At 60.3% G+C, this 22,416-nt stretch carries 19 protein-coding genes; 12 read left to right on the forward strand and 7 right to left on the reverse strand.

Annotated elements, in window-relative coordinates; all coding sequences use genetic code 11:
* Window positions 1–11 precede the first annotated feature (11 nt).
* Window positions 12–1,289 carry an ABC transporter substrate-binding protein gene (locus FHT71_RS22305; protein WP_007796060.1) on the reverse strand — a complete coding sequence of 426 codons (1,278 nt, stop codon included), beginning with the start codon at window positions 1,287–1,289 and terminating at the stop codon, window positions 12–14.
* Between the two features lie 86 nt (window positions 1,290–1,375).
* Here FHT71_RS22305 and FHT71_RS22310 point away from each other — a divergent pair, with 86 nt between their 5' ends.
* Complete coding sequence (locus FHT71_RS22310; protein ID WP_132587918.1) at window positions 1,376–2,284, forward strand: helix-turn-helix domain-containing protein; 909 nt, start codon at window positions 1,376–1,378, stop codon at window positions 2,282–2,284.
* A 21-nt stretch (window positions 2,285–2,305) separates the two neighbouring features.
* Here FHT71_RS22310 and FHT71_RS22315 read toward each other — a convergent pair whose 3' ends face one another.
* The gene (locus tag FHT71_RS22315; RefSeq protein ID WP_183722079.1) at window positions 2,306–3,214 is read right to left on the reverse strand and encodes a LysR family transcriptional regulator; all 909 of its coding nucleotides are present in this window, start codon (window positions 3,212–3,214) and stop codon (window positions 2,306–2,308) included.
* A gap of 117 nt (window positions 3,215–3,331) precedes the next feature.
* Here FHT71_RS22315 and FHT71_RS22320 point away from each other — a divergent pair, with 117 nt between their 5' ends.
* The 4 genes from FHT71_RS22320 to FHT71_RS22335 all read left to right on the forward strand — a co-directional run bounded on the left by FHT71_RS22320 (window position 3,332) and on the right by FHT71_RS22335 (window position 7,633).
* Entirely contained in the window at window positions 3,332–5,167 is a 1,836-nt protein-coding gene (locus FHT71_RS22320) for an IlvD/Edd family dehydratase (protein WP_132587920.1), read from the forward strand.
* Window positions 5,168–5,403: 236 nt separating this feature from the next.
* The gene (locus tag FHT71_RS22325) at window positions 5,404–6,564 is read left to right on the forward strand and encodes a fumarylacetoacetate hydrolase family protein (RefSeq protein ID WP_132587921.1); all 1,161 of its coding nucleotides are present in this window, start codon (window positions 5,404–5,406) and stop codon (window positions 6,562–6,564) included.
* Between the two features lie 114 nt (window positions 6,565–6,678).
* The gene (locus FHT71_RS22330) at window positions 6,679–6,951 is read left to right on the forward strand and encodes a hypothetical protein (protein WP_132587922.1); all 273 of its coding nucleotides are present in this window, start codon (window positions 6,679–6,681) and stop codon (window positions 6,949–6,951) included.
* A 229-nt stretch (window positions 6,952–7,180) separates the two neighbouring features.
* Entirely contained in the window at window positions 7,181–7,633 is a 453-nt protein-coding gene (locus tag FHT71_RS22335; RefSeq protein WP_132588266.1) for a helix-turn-helix transcriptional regulator, read from the forward strand.
* A 66-nt stretch (window positions 7,634–7,699) separates the two neighbouring features.
* Here the strand turns inward: FHT71_RS22335 and pepT are convergent, their stop codons facing one another.
* Window positions 7,700–8,932: a peptidase T gene (gene pepT, locus FHT71_RS22340; protein ID WP_183722082.1), complete on the reverse strand. Its 1,233-nt coding sequence runs from the start codon at window positions 8,930–8,932 to the stop codon at window positions 7,700–7,702.
* A gap of 249 nt (window positions 8,933–9,181) precedes the next feature.
* Here pepT and FHT71_RS22345 point away from each other — a divergent pair, with 249 nt between their 5' ends.
* The gene (locus tag FHT71_RS22345; protein ID WP_132587924.1) at window positions 9,182–9,436 is read left to right on the forward strand and encodes a YMGG-like glycine zipper-containing protein; all 255 of its coding nucleotides are present in this window, start codon (window positions 9,182–9,184) and stop codon (window positions 9,434–9,436) included.
* A gap of 60 nt (window positions 9,437–9,496) precedes the next feature.
* Here FHT71_RS22345 and FHT71_RS22350 read toward each other — a convergent pair whose 3' ends face one another.
* The 4 genes from FHT71_RS22350 to FHT71_RS22365 are packed head-to-tail and all read right to left on the reverse strand — an operon-like array spanning window position 9,497 to window position 13,550.
* Window positions 9,497–10,339, reverse strand: coding sequence for an ABC transporter permease subunit (locus FHT71_RS22350; protein WP_007796035.1), 843 nt, complete (start codon window positions 10,337–10,339; stop codon window positions 9,497–9,499).
* Between the two features lie 2 nt (window positions 10,340–10,341).
* Window positions 10,342–11,220, reverse strand: a complete 879-nt coding sequence (locus tag FHT71_RS22355) for an ABC transporter permease subunit (RefSeq protein WP_132587925.1) — start codon at window positions 11,218–11,220, stop codon at window positions 10,342–10,344.
* Window positions 11,217–12,317: an ABC transporter ATP-binding protein gene (locus FHT71_RS22360; protein ID WP_132587926.1), complete on the reverse strand. Its 1,101-nt coding sequence runs from the start codon at window positions 12,315–12,317 to the stop codon at window positions 11,217–11,219. The genes FHT71_RS22355 and FHT71_RS22360 overlap by 4 nt, the downstream gene beginning before the upstream one ends.
* A 57-nt stretch (window positions 12,318–12,374) precedes the next feature.
* On the reverse strand, window positions 12,375–13,550 hold the full coding sequence (locus tag FHT71_RS22365) for an extracellular solute-binding protein (RefSeq protein ID WP_132587927.1): 1,176 nt from the start codon (window positions 13,548–13,550) through the stop codon (window positions 12,375–12,377).
* Window positions 13,551–13,757: 207 nt separating this feature from the next.
* Between FHT71_RS22365 and FHT71_RS22370 the strand changes: the two genes are divergently transcribed.
* From FHT71_RS22370 to FHT71_RS22395, 6 genes are all read left to right on the forward strand, one after another.
* The gene (locus FHT71_RS22370; protein WP_132587928.1) at window positions 13,758–14,480 is read left to right on the forward strand and encodes a GntR family transcriptional regulator; all 723 of its coding nucleotides are present in this window, start codon (window positions 13,758–13,760) and stop codon (window positions 14,478–14,480) included.
* Between the two features lie 44 nt (window positions 14,481–14,524).
* A complete protein-coding gene (uxuA, locus tag FHT71_RS22375; protein ID WP_132587929.1) occupies window positions 14,525–15,712 on the forward strand; it encodes a mannonate dehydratase in 1,188 nt (395 codons plus the stop codon).
* Between the two features lie 477 nt (window positions 15,713–16,189).
* On the forward strand, window positions 16,190–18,484 hold the full coding sequence (locus tag FHT71_RS22380) for an FdhF/YdeP family oxidoreductase (protein WP_132587930.1): 2,295 nt from the start codon (window positions 16,190–16,192) through the stop codon (window positions 18,482–18,484).
* Window positions 18,485–18,748: 264 nt separating this feature from the next.
* Window positions 18,749–19,582, forward strand: coding sequence for a formate/nitrite transporter family protein (locus FHT71_RS22385; protein ID WP_132587931.1), 834 nt, complete (start codon window positions 18,749–18,751; stop codon window positions 19,580–19,582).
* Between the two features lie 8 nt (window positions 19,583–19,590).
* Window positions 19,591–20,739 carry an HlyD family secretion protein gene (locus FHT71_RS22390; protein ID WP_183722085.1) on the forward strand — a complete coding sequence of 383 codons (1,149 nt, stop codon included), beginning with the start codon at window positions 19,591–19,593 and terminating at the stop codon, window positions 20,737–20,739.
* The gene (locus FHT71_RS22395) at window positions 20,736–22,355 is read left to right on the forward strand and encodes an MFS transporter (RefSeq protein WP_183722088.1); all 1,620 of its coding nucleotides are present in this window, start codon (window positions 20,736–20,738) and stop codon (window positions 22,353–22,355) included. The genes FHT71_RS22390 and FHT71_RS22395 overlap by 4 nt, the downstream gene beginning before the upstream one ends.
* Window positions 22,356–22,416 lie beyond the last annotated feature (61 nt).

A 22,416-nucleotide genomic window follows, 5' to 3' on the forward strand; every position in this document is an offset into this window, starting at 1 on the left:
GGCACCGTTACTCATTTCGCAATGGGAAGACCTGTCGCCGTGGCGATCTGGTTTGCGGCGTCATCGAGCGCGGCCTTCGCGTCGGGGTAGCCGCCGGCGAAGTACTTCGTCTGCGCTGCCCTGTAGATCGAGTCGGCGTCCGTCTGGAAAGCCGTGCCGCGGCTCGGAACGATCTTCGGGAGGGTCGACAGGATATCGACCCAGACCTTCTGCCCGCCCCAGAAAGGTTGCGGCTCGTTGACGAACGGGTCCTGAACGGCGGTCAAAAGCGACGGAACGAGACCGAAGGACTTCAGCATCGTCACCTGGCCCTCATTGGTGCCAAGAGCGTAGTTGATGTAGGTCCAGGCGGCTTCCTTGTTCTGCGAGTTGGCAGCGATTGCGAGCGACGAACCACCGAGGTTTGCCGCATGCGGGCCATCGGCCGTCAGGCTTGGCATCGTGTAGACGCCCCACTTGCCGGAAAGATCGGGGGAGCCGGACCTGATCGTGCCCTCGTACCAGCCGCCATACATCTGGCTGGCCGCCTTTCCTGCCGTATTGGCCTGTATCTTCTCATCCCAGATGGCTGCCGTCAGCGTGCCGGCGTCCTTCATCTGCTTGACCTTTTCGAGCGTCGCAACGCAGGCCGGCTGATTGATGGTAATCGTCTGGCCATCCGTCGAGAAGTAGCCGCAGCCCTGCTCGTTGGAAATCATGCGGAACCATTCGCTGTCGCCGTTGAAGTCAGCTTGCGCCATGACGACGCCCGGATTGGCTGCGGAGATCTTCTTGCCGGCTGCAATGAAATCGTCCCAGGTCTTGATGGTCGACGGATCAACGCCTGCCTTTTCATAGAAGTCGCGGCGATAAAAGACAGCGACCGGGCCCGAATCCCAGGGCATGGCGTAGGCAACATCCCCGACTTCTAGCTCGGTGCGCTTGAAGTCTGGGAACTTTGCCTGAATTTCTGGGGTGTAGCCCAGCTCTTTCAGGTTGGCGAAGCAGTCGGGAAAGCGGCTCCAGAAGATTTCCGCCTCGAAATTCTCGACGCTGACGATGTCCGGCAGTCCTTCGCCGCCGGCAGCGCAGGCAGCCAGCATCTTGTCGAACACCTGCTGGTTGCCGAGGTCCTCGACCGTGACCTTGATGTCCGGATGCTGCTTGTTGAAGCCCTCGAGCGTGGACTTCAGCGCCGATGCGGCGATATTCCAGCTCCAGATGGTGAGATTGCCCGACTGCTGTGCGAACGCAGAACCGGAAGCAAGCAGCGCGACTACAGCGGTCGCACCGATAAGTTTGAAGCGCATTGAAAATCCTCCCTTTTCAATTGCCGTCCCTTAGTGAACGCGGCTAGACTATCTGGAAGGGAGCCGCTGTCTCCTAAAAAGGGAACATGGATTTGGCGGAAAGTAAGATCGTAAGGCGGGCTGTCTATCAGCCGGGAGCAAGCAGTATCGAAGGGTTGCCGACGGCCCTTCAGATGTTTCACAACCACCCGCCAGTCATGTTGATGCCGCATTGGCATGTACAGGTTGAAGTGAACTACATCATGCAGGGGAGCGTCCACTATCGCGTGAATGGTTGCGAAATCACCATGCGGGCGGGCGACATGTGCCTGTTCTGGGGCGGGCAGCCGCACCAGATGGACGATTGCTCCGAGGACGCGATCTATGCCGGCGGGCATCTTCCGCTCGTCTACTTCTTCCGCATGCGCCTGCCGATCAACATTTCCAGCCGCCTGATGAAGGGCGAGATCCTGTTCACCTCGGCAACCGACGCCGCCGACCGGGAAAACTTTCCACGCTGGGTGCGCTACGCCAAGTCAGGCGACCCTGCCAAGGCGCAGCACGCCGTCGACGAGATGCTGTTGCGGGTGGAGCGAATCGCCCTGGAGCCCTATTCCATGATTCCGACACTCGGTCCGACGGATGCTGACGATATCGAGCAGTGCTATCCGCAATCCTCGCGCAGCGTGGCGCGCATGTGCGACTTCATCGCCGTCAACTTCCTACAGGAAATTGATTCGGTCGATATCGCTCGTGCGGCCGACCTTCACCCGAAATATGCGATGAACCTGTTCAAGAAGACGACCGGCATGACGCTCAGCAAATATGTCAATCTCCTGCGCCTGTCGCGCGCGCAAGCGATGTTGATGAACGACGAGGCAAACGTGTTGCAGGTCGCAATGGACAGCGGATTCGGCTCGATCAGCGCCTTCAACAAGTCGTTTCGCCATATTGCGGGCATGTCACCTTCCGATTTCCGCCGCGATGCGCGCATGGTCACGCAGTATGCGCCTTAGGCTACGAGGGGCCGCGGCGCATCAAGGGTTTCGCGTTGTGGCAAACACATTGTAGACAAGCTCGGCGGAGGCAGACAGTTCGCGTTCCTTGAGTTTGACGAGGCCAAACCCTGGGACGGAGATATCGCCCTCTATCTGCAGCGCCTTGACGAGACCATGCCGCTCGAGCAGGGCTGCCACGGGCTCGGCAAAGATGCCGAGCCGCTGGCTCTGCAATATCAGCAACATGGTCAAAAGTGCATCTGAAGTCGAAACGACGCTTGCTGGCACGATGCCGTGACGACGGATGAAATCATCGATGACCTGTCGAAGGAACGAGCCATGCGGCTGGAGCACCCAGCTCAGGTGCCTGAGATCGTCCTCGGTGACGACAGGCTTGGCCGAGAGCGGGTGATCCACGGCCACGATGACACGCAGCGTCTCCTGGCCGACCGGCAGATAGTCGAACCAGAGGGGGTTCATGCCACCTGGAATGCGGCAGACGGCAAAGTCGAGCCTTCTGTTCAGCACATCCTCGAGAAGCACGTCGCTACTGCCAACGGAGATGCTGATGTCGATCGTCGGGTGGGTTTGGAAGATCCGTTTCAGCGCAGGGGCAACGTAATCGGCTGCCGGCGTCATGATCGTGCCGAATGCCACGCTGCCGCCCTGCCCGGCAGCTGCGACCACCATTTCATATTCTGCGCGTTGTGCTTCGGAGATCAGCATCTTGGCGTGGCGAACGATCACTTCGCCCTGAGGGGTGGGGACGAGACCGCGATTGTGTCGTTCGAAGAGCTGGTGCCCAGACATTTGCTCCAGCTCATTGAGGGTTCTCGACAGGGCCGGTTGCGAGATGCCAAACATTTCGGCAACGACGCCGAGCTTGCCGTGCTCGCTGAGCGCCACGAGCATCTTCAGGTGCCGCAGTCTGAAACCATCTAATCCCACGATTGCCTCACTCGATATAAGATATTTGCATATCAAAATGCGAAAGACTGATTATACATTCCTGTATCGATCAGCTAAGTGCATGACAACAGCGACTTCAAAGCAAGGAAATTCATCGTGGTTGAGAAAAATCCCTCCCCGAATCAGAACGCAGTTCAAGAGCAGGACGGATCGCGCCAGCTTCGCTCCAAGGCCTGGTTCGACAATCTGGCAAACCCTGACATGACCGCGCTCTACCTGGAGCGTTACATGAACTTCGGTCTGAGCCAGGAAGAGCTGCAGTCGGGAAGGCCGATCATCGGTATCGCACAGACTGGCTCGGACCTGTCGCCGTGCAATCGTCACCATATCGAGCTTGCCAAGCGCGTTCGCGAAGGCATTCGTGACGCTGGCGGTATCGCCATTGAATTCCCGGTGCATCCGATCCAGGAAACCGGCAAGCGCCCGACCGCCGGTCTCGACCGCAACCTCTCCTATCTCGGCCTCGTCGAGGTTCTCTACGGCTATCCGCTCGACGGCGTAGTCCTGACGATCGGTTGCGACAAGACGACGCCGGCCTGTCTCATGGCCGCGGCCACCGTCAACATTCCGGCGATCGCGCTCTCGGTCGGTCCAATGCTGAACGGCTGGTTCCGCGGCGAGCGTACGGGCTCCGGCACAATTGTCTGGAAGGCCCGCGAAATGATGGCGCGCGGAGAAATCGACTATCAGGGCTTCGTCAAGCTCGTCGCATCCTCCGCACCCTCGACCGGCTACTGCAACACGATGGGTACGGCGACGACAATGAACTCGCTTGCCGAAGCGCTGGGCATGCAGCTGCCGGGTGGCGCGGCAATTCCGGCCCCCTACCGCGACCGTCAGGAAGTTTCCTATGAAACCGGCCTGCGCATCGTCGAGATGGTGCGCGAAGACCTCAAGCCGTCCGACATCCTGACCAAGGAAGCCTTCATCAACGCGATCAAGGTCAACTCCGCAATCGGTGGTTCCACCAACGCGCCGATCCACCTGAACGCTCTGGCACGCCATGTCGGCGTTGAACTGACGGTCGACGACTGGCAGACCTACGGCGAGGAAATTCCGCTCCTCGTCAACTTGCAGCCGGCCGGCGAATATCTCGGCGAGGACTACTACCATGCCGGTGGCGTTCCTGCCGTGATGGGCGAACTGATCAAGCATGATCTCCTCAATACAAGTGCGATGACCGTCAACGGCAAGACTGTCGGCGAGAACTACACAACGGCGACGATCGAAGACGACAAGGTCATTCGCCCGTTCGAGCGCCCGCTGAAGGAGCGTGCCGGCTTCCGCGTCCTGCGCGGCAATCTCTTCTCGTCCGCAATCATGAAGACGAGCGTAATCTCGCCTGAATTCCGTCAACGTTACCTCTCCAACCCGAACGATCCAGAAGCCTTCGTTGGCCGCGCGGTCGTCTTCGACGGACCGGAGGATTACCATCACCGCATCGACGACCCGTCGCTGGCGATCGACGCCTCAACGATCCTCTTCATGCGCGGAGCCGGCCCGATCGGCTATCCCGGTGCAGCCGAGGTCGTCAACATGCGCGCGCCCGACTACCTCTTGAAGCAGGGTATCAGCTCCCTGCCCTGCATCGGTGACGGTCGTCAGTCCGGCACGTCCGGCTCCCCCTCGATTCTCAACGCTTCGCCGGAAGCGGCAGCTGGCGGTGGGCTCGCACTGCTGAAGACCGGTGATCAGGTTCGCATCGACCTCAAGAAGGGGACGGCCGACATCCTCATCAGCAACGAGGAGCTTGCCGAACGGCGCAAGGCGCTCGAGGCAGCCGGTGGCTATGTCTATCCGGAGAGCCAGACGCCCTGGCAGGAAATCCAGCGTACCTATGTCGGTCAGATGGAAACCGGCGCCGTGCTCGAGCCCGCCGTCAAGTACCAGCGCATCGCACAGACCAAGGGTATCCCGCGCGATAACCACTAAGCCGCCGGCGTGCAGGAGTGCACGTTACGTGAGCCACGGCTGATCATGCACAATGGGCGCGTTGCCAACTGCGGCACCGCGCCCTTTTTCATTTTCGAAACGAGGTCGAGATTGATTGGTTTTGACCTTGCCGACGGGCATCTATTGTGGTCGATTTCCCCGCGCCGTCGGGTTGGAGGGCGGCTGGTTCGTTTTGATATTGAGCGCCTCCATCGCTCGCGTGACGGAACATATCGATGTCTTACACTCTTCTGGACGCTGTCGCCGCTGGCGGCTTGTTTATCGGTCGTGCCTGGAACCCTGCTGTCCAAGGTCCATGCGTCGTGGTGGTTCGGGATGGCCAACTGGTCGACATCACCTCCAAGACCGTGCCGACGTTGAGCGCACTGCTGGAGCAGGTCGACGCGGCTGCCTTCGTGCGCGCTGCGCGCGGTCCTGTGCTCGGCGCGCTCAAGGAAGTCGACGCCGTTGGTATCGGAACGCCTGACCCGTCTCGCGTCCATCTGCTTGCTCCGGCCGACCTCCAGGCGATCAAGGCCTGTGGGGTGACATTCGCTCAGTCGATGATCGAACGCGTGATCGAAGAGAAGGCGGCCGGAAATCCAGATCGCGCCGCCGCGATCCGCGAGCGCGTCAGCACGCTGATCGGCGGTAGCCTCAACAACCTGAAGGCAGGCTCGCCGGAAGCCTTGAAGGTCAAGCAGGCGCTGATCGAGGAAGGCATGTGGTCTCAATATCTCGAGGTTGGCATCGGACCGGACGCAGAGGTGTTCACGAAGTCACCGGTGCTGTCGTCTGTCGGCTGGGGCGCCGATGTCGGCCTGCATCCGATCTCGACCTGGAACAACCCGGAGCCCGAGATCGTGCTTGCCGTCAACAGCCGCGGCGAGATCAAGGGTGCAACGCTTGGCAACGACGTCAATCTGCGTGACGTCGAAGGCCGTTCGGCGCTGCTCCTCGGCAAGGCAAAGGACAACAATGCGTCGTGCTCGATCGGTCCATTCATTCGCCTCTTTGATGAGAGCTATAGCCTCGATGAGGTCCGCAGGGCGGAACTCGATCTCAAGGTTACAGGGACAGATGGATTCATCCTTCATGGAAAGAGTTCGATGTCGAAGATCAGCCGAGATCCGGGCGACCTCGTCAAGCAGACCTGCGGGCCTCACCATCAGTACCCCGATGGCTTCATGCTGTTCTTGGGGACGCTGTTTGCCCCGACACAGGATCGTGACGCACCAAACCAGGGTTTTACCCACAAGGTGGGCGATGTCGTCGAAATTTCGTCGGCGGGCCTCGGCTCGCTCGTCAATACCGTGCGGCTGTCGACCGAGTGCTCTCCCTGGACTTTCGGTATCACCGCGCTGATGGCAAATCTTGCAAAGCGGGGCCTGTTATAGGCGTTGGGCAAGCGTTGCGGCGGACCTGCTGAATTCTTGCGCCAGACGGCATCTGTTCCGGCCCGATTGATTGCATATATGCTTCGGGAATGAAACAAAACTGTCGAGGGTACCATGAAGAAGGCCCTTGCGTTGCTTGGTGTCCTCGCACTTGTCGGGTGCACGACGAAGGACTTTTCTTCGCCGGGTCTCGATCCGATCCCGGGCAGCGTCACCTATGGCGGCCAGCCGCGCACCAAGTTGACGAAATCCCCGCCCGGGTCGACCTTCCCGCACAACTTCATTGATCAGTGGGGCCGGCAGATCGATGAGACCTACATGATACAACCTGACAGGTCGCTGAAGATCGTGCACAGGGAAATCCGGCCAATTCGCTTCAAGCGCTGACCGATTGCGTCGGGGCAGTTCAGCACGGTCGCCGTCGACCTAAGGTCTGGTTGCAGTGCTGTTCTACCATGTTGCGGTGAGTGTCTGATTTCTGCCAGATGATATTACGCAGGTCGTATGAACTAACAATTGAATTTGGTCGGCGGCTAATACACATTTCATGAGAGTGCTGTATACCGGAGGTCGAGCGATGATCGCGACACCAGCCCGGTTCATGGAAACATTGACGATGAATGCAAAGACGCCGAATGCCATCGATACTTATGTCGGTTCTCGCGTGAGGATGCGCAGACAACTGCTTGGTCTTAGCCAGGAAAAACTGGCCGATCAGATAGGTGTTACATTCCAACAGGTGCAGAAATACGAAAAAGGTCTGAACCGGATCGGTGCCAGCCGGCTGCAACGGATTGCCGAGGTACTGAGGACGTCTCCGAGCTTCTTCTTTCAACAGGACGACTCCGAGCCACAGAGCTTGGCCGGATCTGAAATGACTGTCGCGGCCGACCCCGTTGCCGAATTCCTGCATTCGAAGGAAGGCCTCGCCCTCAACCGCGCTTTCCTGCAGATCACCGATACCCAACTGCGCGAAAAGATTGTCGCCTTGGTCAAGGCGATGGCGCAGGCTCAGGAAGGACGCAACATTGCGACGGCGCGGTCGAAACCGGGCGAGACTTTCGCCTGAGTGGGATACTGCCGCACGCGTGAGATTGCGACCCGCTGGTTGTAAGCGTACAGACTTCTGCGCAGCTTACGCCCGCTCCTCCCATACCTTCGCGAGTTCGACGAGCGTGGCTACGGCCTTCTCCATGTCCTGCCTGCTGATCCATTCGCGCGGCGAGTGAAAGGCATGGCCGCCAGCAAAGATGTTCGGGCATGGCAATCCCATGAAGGATAGGCGGGAACCGTCCGTTCCGCCTCGGATACTGCCCCGGACTGGCGACATGCCGGCTCGCCGAATAGCTTCCACAGCGTTCTCGACAATCTGAGGGTGGCGATCGAGCATGACCTTCATATTGCGGTACGTCTGCTTGACGACGAAGGTATAGGAAGAACCGGGATAGTCGGTCATGATCTCGCGCACCAGTGCTTCGAGATGTTTCTCCTTGTCGATGAGACCGGCTTCCTCAAAGTCGCGGACAATGAGGCTGACAGCCGCCTTTTCCATCGAGCCGGTGACGCCGGTCGGATGAATGAAGCCTTCTCGTCCTTCGGTCGTCTCTGGTGCGGCATTCCTCGGCAACCGGTCGATGATGGCGCCTGCGATCTTGATCGCATTCTCCATCTTACCCTTCGCAAAGCCTGGATGGATGGCGACGCCCTCAATGGTGATCTCGACGCCATCGGCCGAAAATGTCTCGTCTTCGATGTGCCCGGCGGTTTCGCCGTCCATCGTATAGGCAAACTGCGCGCCAAGCTTCGCCAGATCGACCTTGTCGACGCCGCGGCCGATCTCCTCGTCCGGCGTGAAAAGCAGCTTGATGGTTCCGTGCCTGATGTCGGGATTGTCCACGAGGATTTGCGCTGCCGTGATGATCTCGGCAATGCCTGCCTTGTCGTCTGCGCCGAGCAGTGTCGTTCCGTCGGTCGTCACGATGTCGTTGCCAATCTGGTCATTGAGAGCCGGATTCTCACTGACCCGAATGACCTGCTTCCTGTCACCGGAAAGCTGAATGTCGCCACCTTGATAGTTGTGCACGATCTGCGGCTTCACGTTCGTCCCGGTGAAGTCAGGAGCGGTGTCCATGTGCGAGCACAAGCATATGACCGGAATTGCTTTATCGACATTCGAGGGAACGGTCGCATAAACGTAGCCATGCTCGTCGAGATGAGCATCGGATAGGCCGATTGCCAACAATTCGTCGACCAGCAAACGCCCCAGGTCCTTCTGTTTCATGGTCGACGGCTGTGTCGATGATGCCGAATCCGACTGGGTATCAATGACGGCATAGCGAAGAAAGCGATCGAGGACGGTTTCGGTCATGGCAGGTCCATTCCATGTTTTTGCGTCGCCCCGGTATAGCCGTCAAGGACGCGTTGTGAACAGAAGTATTCGGGCGCTGACGAGCGCATTTAACAACAAATGGTTGTCTTTGCGCGGTCCCGTGTGAAGCCAAGGTGACGAAGCGGCCGCCGGAGGCAGGGCCACGTCGGACCTAAGTCCGATGGAACCTTGGGGCAGCGGACTCAGTTCCTACCCGGCAAACCAATAATACAATCGCAGGAGTAGCGGATGAGAAAGATTATTCTAGTTGGCGCATTTATGGGTGCATTGGCGTCATGCACAGCCACCGAAAAGGGAACGGCAATCGGTGCCGGTACCGGCGCCATCATCGGCGGCGCCGTCAGCAACAGCTGGGGCGGCGCAGCCGTTGGCGCCGTGGCGGGCGGTGTTGCAGGCGCTCTGATTGGACGCTCAACCGAACGTCGTGGCTATTGTGTTTATCGTGACCGATATGGCCGCACCTATGAGGCGCGCTGCCGATAGCCGGAGCCGCCAACCGACCGCCTCGTTGCAAGAGGCGGTCTAATTCCTTGAGATTTTGAACTAGTGGGCGCTTTGCTGTTTCGCCCTTGCTACGATCTGCGTCGGGTTCACGAACTGCAAAGCGAGAACCAGCCAGAACAATGTCGTGATCATGTAGACCACCGCCATCGCATCAATCGACTGACCCGCGCGAACGCCCGACGCAAAGACGGCGTAGTAGAGCGACACCACCAGCGTTTGCGTCGTCGGCCCGGCAATCAGGAAGGTCAGCTCGAACATTGCGATGGTGCGCACCAACACAAGCAGCAGTGCAGCCAGCATCCCCGGCAGAAGCAACGGTAGCAGGATGCGCAGGAAGAGGCTCGTCGTTCCTGCACCAAATACCCTTGCGGCCGCTTCGATACGCGGGTCGATCTGTTCGATGAAGGGGATCATCACCAGCACGACGAAGGGCAGAGACGGGACAACGTTGATCAGCACGACGCCCCAAAACGTGCCGCCGAGCCCAAGCTGATAAAGGACGGTTGCGAGCGGAATGCCGTAAGTCAGCGGCGGGATAAGCAGAGGCAGCAAGAACAAAAGCACGACCAGACGCTTTCCGGGAAAGTCGCGCCGCGCCAGTGCATACGCGGCCGTGATGCCCAAGATTCCGGACATGATGACGACGGTGAAGACTATCTCGAATGTGACAAGAACCACGCTGGAGAGCTGGAATTCCTTCCAGGCACTGAAATACCAGCGTGTCGTCCAGCCGACCGGCAGCCATGTGCCAAGCCAGCGCGTCGCCAAGGAGTTGACGATGACGGCCGCGATGACAGCCAGCAGATTGAGGACAAAGAGGATGGCCAGCGCCCAAATGGCAAAGCGCCAGATCTTCGAGGTGAGGCCCTGATCTCGGATCATGACTAGCCTTTCGTGCCGCCGGTCGGGCCGCGGTAGAAGAGTGAGCGTGTGGCCAAAACGGCGAGCACGACGACCAGCTCCACGCCGCCCATGATGAGGGCGATCGCCGAACCGAGGGAATGATCATATTGCTCGAAGGCTGCCTGATAGGCGGCAATCGAAATGACGCGCGTCGGGCCGGCAGGCGCCCCAAGAAGAACGGCGGAGGGGAACACTGCGAAGGCCTGCACAAAGGCCAGGCAGAAGGTGACTGCAAGCCCAGGGACGAGAAGCGGCAGAAAGACGCGGAAGAACCGTTGGCGCGGTCCCGCGCCCAGCGTCGCCGCCGCCTGCTCGATGGCCGGGTCGATGCCGGTCACGTAGGACAGCGTCAAAAGGAACGCGAAGGGAAAGCCGGTGATCAACAGCGAGGCAAACACGCCCCAGTAATTGTTGGTCAGCTTCACCGGTGCGTCGAGAATGCCGAGCGTCAATAGCGTGTGATTGAACCAGCCGCGCGGCCCGAGAAACGTCAACAGGCCGTCCGCGACGAAGACAGTACCAAGGGTGATCGGCAGGACAAGAATGGTGGTTAACAGCCGCTGTCTGCGCATCAGGCGCACACGCAGCGCGACCGGCACGGCGAAGGCGAGGTTGATGACGGTCACCGGCAGCGCCAGCCACATGGTTGCAGCGATGGTCTGGTACTGGAATGGGTCACTAAAGAACTTTGCATAGTTGGCGTACCACGCGCCCTCTTTCGGCACGAGAGAATCGGCCACGCCATAAAGAAACGGATAGACAAACAGCGCGATCATGAAGAACAGCCCCGGCAACAACAGGAGCGTCGTGCCATCGAGCCCGCGGGCGGCAAGCCGTGTTTGCAACGACGGTCCGCTCATCGCGCCGCTCCCGCAAAGACCAGCGCCCGGCCGGCAACCGGTTGCAGCCTTGTTGACGCTCCGCGCGCCAACGGCGCATCTGCCCGGAAATAGAGTTCCGAGCCGTCCGTTGCCCGCGCCATGCCAAAGAAAGCACGACCGCGATATTCCATGCTGCTGACGGTTGCGGCGATTCCCTCGCCACTTGATGCGACGAGATCTTCCGGCCGGACAGACAGAATGGCTGCGTCGCCAATGCTGAGCGGCGACCCCATGGTGCCGACGAGCCGCGCGCCGGCGACCTCAATCTCGGCCTCATCGTTTGATACGCGTGTAATGCGGCCCGCAACGCGTGTCCGGAAGCCCATGAAATCCGCGACCTCGACGTTCACGGGGCGCTGGTAGAGATCCTGCGGTGAGCCGATCTGTTCGATATTGCCTTGGCTCATGACGACGATACGATCGGCAAGCGACAGCGCCTCGTCCTGGTCATGCGTAACATAAATGGTCGTGGAGCCGATCTGGTCGTGGATGCCGCGAATTTCGGCGCGCATCTCTAGCCTTAGTTTCGCATCGAGATTGGAGAGCGGCTCGTCCATCAAAACGATCGGGGGGCGAATGACGATGGCGCGGGCGATCGCGACGCGCTGCTGTTGGCCGCCGGAGAGCTGGCCCGGCAACTTGTCGGCCTGGCTTTCGAGACGCACCAGCGCCAGGGCATCGCGGATACGCTGGTCGGCTTGCGGGCCCTTTATGCCCTGCATGGCAAGACCGAATCCGACGTTCTTGCGAACGCTCATATGGGGAAACAGCGCGTAGCTCTGGAAGACCATGCCAAAGCCACGACGCTCGGGTTCGAGCTGGTCAATGCGTGTGCCGCCAAGGCGAATTTCGCCGCCGGTCAGTGCCAGCAGGCCGGCAATGCAGTTCAGCGCGGTCGACTTGCCGCAGCCGGACGGACCAAGCAGGGCCACGAACTCTCCCGGCTCGATTGCAAGATCTATGCCGTTCAAGGCGTTGAACGTTCCAAAAGCACGACGCATCCCATCGAGTTCCAGGCGTGCGTTCTTGCGCGTCGGTACGGCGGCATTTGAAACCGAGGTCAAACCAATCTCCATCTGCAGAATGAGGTTGCCGGCCCAAGACGCAATCCCCGGCCGGCTGATTTCTTTCGATCAGCCCTTCTTGGCGCCGATCTTCTCGTCCCAGATGCGGAAGGCTTCAACCAGCTGCTTCGGTTCCAGCGGAACCTCCAGGGGATTGTTGGCGATCCATTCGGCATATTCCGGCCGGCCGAATTCCTTGATCGTGTCCTGGCTTTCCTGCGGCGCCATTTCGAGGGTGACGTCCTTGACGGCAGGACCTGGGTAGAAATAGCCAGCATCGTAGGCGATCGCCTGCTGCTTTGGCTGCAGGATGTAGTTGAGGACGTCGATCAGCACGCCGATCTTCTCGTCCGACACGCCCTTCGGGATCACGGCGTAATGGGCATCGGTGACCCAATGGAAGCCATCGAGCTTCTGCACCTTCGCCTCAGCCGGCACGATGCCGAGCGCACGTGGATTGATGTCCCAACCGGTCGTCGAGACGACGATGTCGCGCGTCCCTTCGCCAAGCTCCTTCATGACCTGGCCGGTACCGGTCGGATAGTACTCGATGTGTTCGCCGAGCGCCGCGAGATAGTCCCACGTCTTTGCCCAGCCCTTAGCGGGATCGCGTGGGTCAGTGTCACCAAGGAGGTAGGGCAGGCCCATCAGGAAGGTGCGGCCAGGGCCGGAATTGGCCGGTCGGGCATAAATGAAGCGGTTCTTGTTTGCCTTCGCCCAGTCGAGCAGTTCCTGCGCGGACTTCGGTGGCGTAGGCACCTTGTCGGGCATGTATTCGATGAGCGGACCGGACGGGTAATAGGTGATGACGACGCCCTGATCCTTCGCAAGAGCCTGCATCTTGAAGGCTTGCGGCTGCAGGATCTGCTCGAGGTCGGGAAGCTTAGACTTATGTGCCGTAAGATCGATCCAAAGGCCCTGATCAAGACCGGCCGAAAGCGCGTCCGTGCCGGTCAAAACGAGATCGATGTCGACCTTGCCGGCCGCCTGCTGCGCCTTGATCTTGCCGGGCAGTTCCGGTGCCGGCGCCTTCGTGAAGGCAAAGCTGGAGACCCAGTCGGCCTTTTCCGAGGCATAGGCCTCGAACATGCCCTGCGTCAGCGCCAAGTTGCCGGCGACGTCCGCGATCGTGATGGTGACGGGGCTTGCCGGCTTCTTGGCCTGGGCAAAGACTTTCAGCGGCAACATGGTTGCGACGGCGGCGCCTGCCGCGGTGCCGACAAATGTTCTGCGGGTGACTTTCATAGTGTTTCTCCTCCTCTCGTTGCAGGACGCTGCAAATAGGGTGCTAGGCGTCCTCGGGCCAGTCGCTGCAGGACCGGAACCTTGTCTTTAAATGTATGAAACCTCCTGAAATGATTGCCAAAAACACCGTTCCTCCTCGGCGTGCCTTGGCAGTCGCAATAAATTGATATACTAGTATGCACGATCAAGTCAACGTCAGGGTACGTTATGCAGGCAGCAGTTGTTTCCGTCCCGCCAGCCATGGCTTCCGACGCCGACAGGCCGGTGAAGATCCGCCGCGTGACAACTGCCGACGCCATCTTCGATCGGCTCTACGCGGACATTCTCGCTCTGCGGATGCCGCCCGGAATGCAGTTGCAGGAAAAGCGGATTGCGGAAGAGTTCAACGTCAGCCGCACGCCGGTGCGCGAAGCGTTGCTGCGGCTGTCCGAGGGCGGGCTTGTTGATATCTACCCGCAATCCGGTACCGTCGTGTCGCGCGTGCCGGTCTCGGCGATCCCCGAGGCCGTGGTCGTTCGCAAGTCGCTTGAGGGCACAACGGTGGAGCGCGCGGCCGAGATTGCAACGGCAGCCGATATCGCCCGCCTGGATTCCATTATTTCGCGACAGAGATCGCTTGCCGCCCTTGGTGATACCTCGGCATTTCACGAAGAGGACGAGGCCTTCCACGAGGCCATCGCCAGCATTGCCGGCTATCCCGGAATCTGGACAATTCTAAAGACCGTCAAGGTGCAAATCGACAGGGCGCGGCGTCTGACGCTGCCGGTTCTTGGTCGCATGGACAACGTCTTGCACGAACACGGGCTCATTCGCGACGCGATTGCGGCCCATGACGTTAAGACAGCGCGCGCGGCGATGATGCAGCACCTCAGTGCCGTCGTTCCCGATGTCGCCGAGCTTCGCAGCCAATATCCAGATTATTTCCGCTGAGCCGATCAGCCGACAACGACAAAGAAGACCCCAAGGAGGTACACATGCGCCAAGGTTGGAGATGGTTCGGGCCGGAGGCACCTGTCACGCTTGATGAGGTGCGCCAGACCGGAGCCACCAATATCGTTTCGTCACTGCACCAGGTTCCCATCGGCCGCGCCTGGACTGAAGGCGAGGTGCGCGAGCGACAGGCCATGATCGAAACGACACCGCTCGGGCGCTCGCGCCTGGCCTGGTCGGTGGTCGAGAGCATCCCGATCCCCGATGCCGTCAAGCGCAATGGCGGACGCGCCAAGGCCGAAATCGAGGCCTGGATCGCCAGCCTTGAAGCTGTGGCCGCCTGCGGGATTCCGATCGTCTGCTACAACTTCATGCCCGTCGTCGATTGGACGCGCACGGACCTTGACCATGTGATCGATACCGGTGCCACCGCCATGCGTTTCGATCATGAGACGTTCGCCGCCTTCGATCTTTTCGTGCTCCAGCGTGCCGGCGCCGAGCAGCAATACACCCCTGAGGACATGGCGCGTGCCCGCGACGTGTTCGATGCGATGAGCGAAGAGGACGTCGCGGAGATCACCCGGATCATAACGTCCGCCCTGCCTGGCTCGACAACCGAGCCGCTGACGATCCCGCAGTTTCGTGAAAAGCTTGCCGCCTACGCCGGCATCGATGCCGCCAAGCTGCGCCAGCATCTGATCGAATTTCTCCAGGCAGTGACCCCGGCTGCGCAAGCTCGCGGTGTCAAGCTGACGCTGCATCCGGACGATCCGCCGCGCTCACTCTTCGGTCTGCCGCGCATCGCGTCGACTGCGGACGACTATGCCGCACTCTTCGAGGCGGTCCCCTCTGAGGCAAACGGCATGTGCTACTGCACTGGCAGCCTTGGCGTGCGCGCCGACAATGACTTGCCGGCAATCGCTCGCCGTTTCGCGTCGCGTATCCATTTCGCGCATCTGCGTGCAACCAAGCGCGAGGGCGACGGCCGCACTTTCCATGAAAGCGCGCACCTTGAGGGCGACGTCGATATGGTTGCGGTTCTCAAGGAGCTTGTCGCCGAAGACCGCCGGCGTCAGGCAAACGAGACCATCGTGTTCCGCTCGGACCACGGCCATCGCATGCTCGATGATCTCAACAAGAACGTGACGCCAGGCTATCCCGCGATCGGGCGTCTGCGCGGCCTGGCGGAGCTTCGCGGCATACTCTACGCGCTGGGCGCGCCGCCGACATGAACCGTGGACTGGAATTGGCTGCTGGTCTAGTCCGGCCAATACCTAAGTTTAGTTACGCGGCCTTCCGGACGGGGCTACCTTTCACCCATCGCCTCAACCCCTCGATGAGGCGGGTAGCATCCTCCCTGCTACCGGCTTCGGTGTCCCTCCCCTCCGCCGAGGCCGCGGATCCTCCCAAGGTCCGCTTAAGGCCGTCTCCATCCGCCCGGAGACGGCCTTCTTTTTGTGAGAGCCGCATCGGATTCAAGTGATAGAAGAACAGTCATGGCTCGTATCCGGCCACGGCAGCCGCGCGCAGCGATATCGCGCACCAGATAGCTGGGGCCTGCGCTATTGTCGTGTGCGGATACCGGGCCAACGATCGGCGCCCTATGCCTCTGTATAGTGTGCAACGTTCGCACGCATTGCTAGGTTCTCGGCTGATGTGCACTCATCGGCGGCGTCCTGGTCGCCGCGCAGGATCGAAGGAGCTTCGACATGAAGGATCAGCGTCCAGAAGGCATCGAGCAATATGATCAGCCGGCCGGCGGCTGGGGCGCGCTCAAGGCGGTTGCCAAGACGCTTGCGCATCAGCAAGTCGTGGCGCAAGGCACCATGACGCTGCTGAAGGCCAATCAGCCGGAAGGGTTCGATTGCCCCGGCTGCGCCTGGCCGGATCCTAAGCACACTTCGTCATTCGAGTTCTGTGAGAACGGCGCCAAGGCGATCACCTGGGAATCCACGGCCAAGCGCTCAGGGCCGGCGCTCTTCGAAAACAATACCGTCTCGGAGCTTTGGAAGTGGACGGACCATGAACTAGAAGATGCCGGGCGGCTAACAACGCCGCTGCACTATAACAGCCAAACCGATCGCTACGAGCCGATCGAGTGGGATGAAGCCTTCAAGCTGATTGCGGCTGAACTGAACAAACTCGACGACCCCAACAAGGCCGAGTTCTACACATCCGGTCGCACCTCAAATGAAGCGGCTTTCCTCTACCAGCTCTTCGTCCGCGCCTTTGGCACCAACAACTTTCCCGACTGTTCCAACATGTGCCACGAGGCAACCAGCGTCGGGCTTCCGATGTCGATCGGCGTCGGCAAGGGCACCGTGACGTTGGAGGATTTCGACGACGCCGATGCGATCTTCAGCTTCGGTCATAATCCCGGTACCAACCATCCGCGCATGATGACGACGCTGCACAATGCGTCGCGTCGCGGCGTGCCGATCGTCGTCTTCAATCCGCTGAAAGAACGCGCATTGGAGCGCTTCGCCGCGCCACAGGATCCGGTCGAGATGGTGACGCTGTCCTCCACGCCGATTGCCTCCGCCTATCACCAACTGCGCACCGGAGGTGACCTTGCGGCGCTGAAGGGCATGATGAAGGCGGTGTTCGAGCGCGATGCCGCCGACATCGCTCGTGGCGGCGCCGGTGTGCTCGACCGTGGTTTCATCAAGGAGCACACAGTCGGCTTCGACGTCATGCGCGCCGATGTCGATGCCACCAGCTGGGGCCAGATCGTCGCTGTCAGCGGCCTTACGAAGAATGCGATCGAGAGTGCGGCCGACGTCTACGTGAAAGCCAAGAATGTGATCGTCTGCTATGGCATGGGCATCACCCAGCATGCCAACGGCACGGGCAACGTGCAGCAGATTGCCAATCTGCTGCTGCTGCGTGGCAATATTGGCCGGCAAGGAGCCGGGATTGCACCGATCCGCGGCCATTCCAACGTCCAGGGCGACCGCACTGTCGGGATCACCGAAATTCCAAACAAGGCGTTGCTTGACGGGATGGAGCGAGCATTCGGTTTTCGTCCATCCGCGGAGAAGGGCCACAATGCGATCGAAGCGGTGGAAGCGATCATCGCCGGTGAATCGAAGGCGCTGATTTGCCTCGGCGGCAATCTCGCCGTCGCCATGTCCGATCCGGAAGCCACCTGGCGGGGAATGCGCAAGCTCGATCTCGCAGTCCATATTGCCACCAAGTTGAACCGCTCGCATCTCCTGACGGCAAAGACGTCGCTCGTCCTGCCCTGCCTCGGCAGGACCGACCTCGACACGCAGGCCTCCGGCCCGCAGGCGGTGACCGTCGAAGATTCCATGTCGATGGTGCACGCCTCTCGAGGCTTCCTGAAGCCCCCGAGCGAGGCTTTGAAATCCGAGCCCGCCATCGTCGCCAACATCGCCAAGGCAACGCTCGGCGATCGGTACGGCATCGACTGGAACGGGCTGATTGCAGACTATGACCGGATCCGTGAGAAGATCGAGGTGGTCTTCCCCGACTTCCACGACTTCAATAAGCGTGTGCGTGCGCGCGGAGGTTTCCGCCTTGATGTCGCCGCCTCCTTCCGTCGATGGAACACGAAAAGCGGCAAGGCAAACTTCCTTGTCGCCCCGGGTCTCGACGAAGATCCGCTGATCAAGAACCCGGACGCTCTGGTCCTGACGACGATCCGCAGCCACGACCAGTACAACACCACGGTCTATGGCCTGAACGATCGCTATCGCGGTGTCTTTGGTCGCCGCGATGTGATCTTCATGAACCGGGATGATCTCGCCCGTCTTGGTCTTAAGGACGGTGACCGGATCGACATTCGCGGCCTCGTCGGGGCTGGCGAAGGAGCGCACCTCGTGCGTGGCTTCACGGCGGTGGAATACAACATCCCGAAGGGGTCGGCTGCCGGTTACTACCCGGAGATGAATGCGGTCATGTCTCTGCGCCATTATGACCGGCTCTCGGGAACACCGTCCTACAAGGGTGTGCCCGTGATGGTCGCCGCTAGCAACAGCTGACCCGTCATCGACCTTGCCAGATCCACCGGCGTCGCAGATGCCGGGGGACTGTTGCCGACCTCGCTTCAAAAGATTCGAGCCTGATTTCGCGGCGACACGCCGCCTTCGCTCTGCCTTTCGCTGCTGTGACGCTGGCCTAGGCTATTCCTTCCTCTCCCCACCTACACTTACGTATGATTCAACGCTGCGCCGCGTGCGACTAGCGTTCCTGCATCAACCAGCGAAGCGCTCGGCCCGGTCCGGGCAGGATGCGAGGATCTCGTCATGTACCAGGATTCCATCACAAATTTCGCCGAGTCAGGCGAACACAAGGCGCTCATTGTCCGTACCCAGTTCTTCGCGTTCCTGATTGGAGCGGCGATGGCCGGTGCCTATATCGGCTTCGGCGACATCCTCATGTACACCGCCGGTGCGCATGCCGATCCTGCCTGGGCCCATCTCGTTACGGGCGTGGTCTTCTCCTCGGCCCTGACGATCGTCGTGTTTGCAGGCTCCGAACTCTTCACCGGAACGGCCATGTATATGCCGCTCGCGGTGCTGACGGGGCGCGCGCGCCTTTCGGACGTGCTGCTCGTCTGGTGCAGTGCGTGGATTGGCAACCTGATCGGTGCGGTGATCCTCGCCGCCCTCTTTCACATGGCAGGCGGCGGCGTACTGCTGGGCGATGGAAGCCAGGCGTTCTTTTCAGCCGTTTCGGCAAAGATGTCGGCAAGCTCCGAAGAGCTTTTTGCCCGCGGAATCCTGTGCAACTGGCTGGTCTGCCTGGCAATCTGGATGGCCGGGCGCACCGATAACGCCGCAGCCAAGATCATGCTGATATTCTGGCCGATCACGATCTTTGTCGCGGCCGGATATGAGCACTCCGTCGCCAACATGTTCACCTTCTCCATGGCGCTGATCGGCGATCATCCCGCAAATATCACACTTGCCGGTGCGATCCACAATCTGGTCTGGGTTACGTTTGGCAATCTGATCGGCGGCTCGGTCTTCATGGCCCTGGGCTATTGGGCGCAGTTCCACAGCAGCGGGCACGTTTCATTTGTTCCGGCACCCGCGACTGTCCGCGCAAAGATTTCCGCCAACCGGAACGACAAGTGAGGGTCGTCATGGCCGACCAGCTTCGTATCACAAATCTCAGCCCGTCGCCTGCGACCAGTCGAGCACCGGCCGCAGAGGCGCCCAAGCCGATCGCGCAGCCTTCGACAACCGTGGCGACAATCCGGCGCCTCGCTATTCCGGTTCTTGCAGTCGTCCTGGTTGGCGGCAGCGTCGCTCTGGTCATGGCAGATTGGAACCGATGGGTCGCGGGTGCTGCCCGGCAAGCGACCGATGACGCCGTCATCAATGCCGATGTCTCCACCCTCAGCGCGCAGGTTAGCGGCACGATACGGAGCACGCCGATTGGCGACTATCAGCGGGTAACGAAAGGCCAATTGCTCGCGCAGATCGATCCTCGCGAGTACGATGCCGCCGTCGAGGTGGCGACGGCAAACCTGGCATCTGCCAACGCCTCGCTCGCAAACCTTGCGAACCAGATCGAATTGCAGAAGGCTGTCATTGAGGCCGCCGAAGCGCAGAACGCATCGGCGCTTGCCCAGCAGACGCAGACCGAGCTTGAGTTTCATCGGCAGACCAGCCTGGGCGATGCCACGTCGCAACAGCAGCTTCAGCAGGCGCAGTCGTCCTATCTCCAGGCGCAAGCCGCCGTCAAATCGACCGCTGCCGCGATCGATCAGCAGAAAGCGCAGTTGAAGGTGCTCGACGGGCAAGAGCCGTTGTTGCGCGCGCAGATCGGCGCCGCACAGGCAAACCTCGACACGGCGCTGATCCGTCAGGGCTACACCAGGATCTATGCGCCCTTTGATGGCGTCCTTGGTCGCAAACTCGTCCACGAAGGCGATTTTGTTGCGGCCGGAACCAGCGTCAATTCGGAGGTCCCACTTCCTAGCGTCTATGTGACAGCAAACTTCAAAGAGACCCAGCTTGCGCGGATGACCCCGGGCCGCACGGCCGAGATCACCATTGATACATTTCCGGGTCAGACGCTCCACGGCAAAGTCTCCCGGTTGTCGCCTGCAAGCGGCTCCATATTCGCGCTGCTGCCGCCTGACAACGCGACCGGCAACTACACCAAGGTCGTGCAGCGCATTCCGGTCAGGATCGATCTCGATCCCGGCCAACCGCTGATCGATCAGCTCCGGCCTGGTATGTCGGCCATCGTTAACGTCGATACATTGGCGGACACGACCCCATGAGTGTCGCACCGAGCGCCTTTGGCCCGGTGACCAGCGGCACGACGGCGAGCCGCCCTCACCTTATCGTCGCTGCGCTATTGCTCGCCTCCTTCGTGGTAGGCTTCGACACCAGAGTATTGAGCGTAGGCCTTCCGGATCTCCGGGGCGCCTACGCGTTGGGAATCGACGAGGCCTCCTGGCTGAGCACCATCGCCAACGCACCGCAAATTCTCGTCTCGTCGGCCGTGGCATGGCTCGCCACGGTGTTCGGCATCCGCCGCGTGATGATCCCTTCGAGCCTTATCTACGCTTGCATCTCGTTGGCGATCCCACTCCTCCATGACGGCTCGGCACTGTTTGCCCTTCATGCCGTAAGAGCGCTTTTGCTCGGCGTGTTCATTCCGGCAACGATCATGGTGATCTTCCGGAACCTCGACATGAAATACTGGCTGATCGGAATTGCGATCTACGCGCTTCGCGTTCCGCTCTCGCAAAGTCTCGGTTTTGTCCTCGTCGGTGTCTATGGGGATTATCTCGGCTGGCAATGGCTGTATTGGCAGGACGTGATCGTCGCGCCACTCATCGCGCTATTGCTCATCGTAGCTGCTCCCAAGGAAGAGCTCAACGTCAGCCTGCTTGAAACTGCCGATTGGGGCGGCATGCTCCTGCTCGGTTCGTCAATGACAATGCTCTATGTCGCGCTTGACCAGGGAAACCGGCTCGACTGGTTCCAGTCAGGCATCGTCACGTCGCTTGTTGTGGGCGGCGGTATTCTAGCCATTGGATTTTTTATCAACGAGAGCGTGGTAAAACGTCCCTGGGCTCATGCGAGCGTCATCCTGTCGCGCAATATCGGAATTGGCTACGGCATTATCGTTGCCTTCACATTCTCGAGCTCGGGCGGATCGATTGTCATACCGTCGTTCCTGCAAAACGTCGCAGGGTTACGGCCGATCGCGATTTCGCAACTCTACGTTGTTGGTGCTGTCATTCCGGTCTTCGTGTTCATTACCCTGGCCGTCTACCTGCAGCGTCGGGTGGATTCGAGATTGTGCATCCTCATCGGTCTCGTGGCGATGGCCATTGGATCCTTGATCGGTTCGAGGTTGACGATTGAATGGTCGCCGTGGAGTTTCCTGCCGGTCGTTCTCTTGTTCACAGCTGGCCAATCATTTACCTTCTTTTCGACCGTCGTCTATCTGCTGGCCAACAGCGATCCGAAGCGCGCGACGGCGTCGTCCGCCTATATCCAGGTCATCCGGCTCGGCAGTGCGGAGCTGGCTGTCAGCCTATTGAATACATGGCTGCGGCAGCGCGAGCAGTTTCACTCCAACATACTGGGCGGCCCGATTGCGGCTTCGTCGCGCGATCTCCATGGCATGATCAACAAACTGGAGACGCTGTTTGGGACCTCTCCGCGGGGAAGCCTGGAAGCCTTGTCGGCAGTCGCGTCACAGGTCCGGGCGCAGGCCTATGTGCTTGCCTATGGCGATGGCTTTGTGCTGTCATTCTGGTTCGCGATTGCCGGCCTGTTACTGGTGGTGTTCACGGGGGCTATGCCGTTCGGCCCATTGCACCCCGATTTTGAACACAATGCGCCTCAAGCCGCCCCGGCAGCACAGGAGAAGGCCGCTTGATCGGCGGGCGGCCAACGATATGGTCGCATCGGGCCACACCTATGTATAGGTTCGATTGCGT

Origin of the sequence: Rhizobium sp. BK060, from assembly GCF_014193145.1 — a bacterium.
GTDB lineage: Bacteria > Pseudomonadota > Alphaproteobacteria > Rhizobiales > Rhizobiaceae > Rhizobium.

Bases quoted from the DNA above. Each gene is read 5' to 3' on its own strand.
- pepT (WP_183722082.1), bottom strand. From the start codon at position 8,932: ATGACCGAAACCGTCCTCGATCGCTTTCTTCGCTATGCCGTCATTGAT.
- FHT71_RS22365 (WP_132587927.1), bottom strand. From the start codon at position 13,550: ATGAAAGTCACCCGCAGAACATTTGTCGGCACCGCGGCAGGCGCCGCC.
- FHT71_RS22325 (WP_132587921.1), top strand. From the start codon at position 5,404: ATGTCTTACACTCTTCTGGACGCTGTCGCCGCTGGCGGCTTGTTTATC.
- FHT71_RS22335 (WP_132588266.1), top strand. From the start codon at position 7,181: ATGAATGCAAAGACGCCGAATGCCATCGATACTTATGTCGGTTCTCGC.
- FHT71_RS22370 (WP_132587928.1), top strand. From the start codon at position 13,758: ATGCAGGCAGCAGTTGTTTCCGTCCCGCCAGCCATGGCTTCCGACGCC.
- FHT71_RS22345 (WP_132587924.1), top strand. From the start codon at position 9,182: ATGAGAAAGATTATTCTAGTTGGCGCATTTATGGGTGCATTGGCGTCA.
- FHT71_RS22380 (WP_132587930.1), top strand. From the start codon at position 16,190: ATGAAGGATCAGCGTCCAGAAGGCATCGAGCAATATGATCAGCCGGCC.
- FHT71_RS22355 (WP_132587925.1), bottom strand. From the start codon at position 11,220: ATGAGCGGACCGTCGTTGCAAACACGGCTTGCCGCCCGCGGGCTCGAT.
- FHT71_RS22330 (WP_132587922.1), top strand. From the start codon at position 6,679: ATGAAGAAGGCCCTTGCGTTGCTTGGTGTCCTCGCACTTGTCGGGTGC.
- FHT71_RS22395 (WP_183722088.1), top strand. From the start codon at position 20,736: ATGAGTGTCGCACCGAGCGCCTTTGGCCCGGTGACCAGCGGCACGACG.
- FHT71_RS22360 (WP_132587926.1), bottom strand. From the start codon at position 12,317: ATGGAGATTGGTTTGACCTCGGTTTCAAATGCCGCCGTACCGACGCGC.
- FHT71_RS22350 (WP_007796035.1), bottom strand. From the start codon at position 10,339: ATGATCCGAGATCAGGGCCTCACCTCGAAGATCTGGCGCTTTGCCATT.
- uxuA (WP_132587929.1), top strand. From the start codon at position 14,525: ATGCGCCAAGGTTGGAGATGGTTCGGGCCGGAGGCACCTGTCACGCTT.
- FHT71_RS22385 (WP_132587931.1), top strand. From the start codon at position 18,749: ATGTACCAGGATTCCATCACAAATTTCGCCGAGTCAGGCGAACACAAG.
- FHT71_RS22390 (WP_183722085.1), top strand. From the start codon at position 19,591: ATGGCCGACCAGCTTCGTATCACAAATCTCAGCCCGTCGCCTGCGACC.
- FHT71_RS22305 (WP_007796060.1), bottom strand. From the start codon at position 1,289: ATGCGCTTCAAACTTATCGGTGCGACCGCTGTAGTCGCGCTGCTTGCT.
- FHT71_RS22310 (WP_132587918.1), top strand. From the start codon at position 1,376: ATGGATTTGGCGGAAAGTAAGATCGTAAGGCGGGCTGTCTATCAGCCG.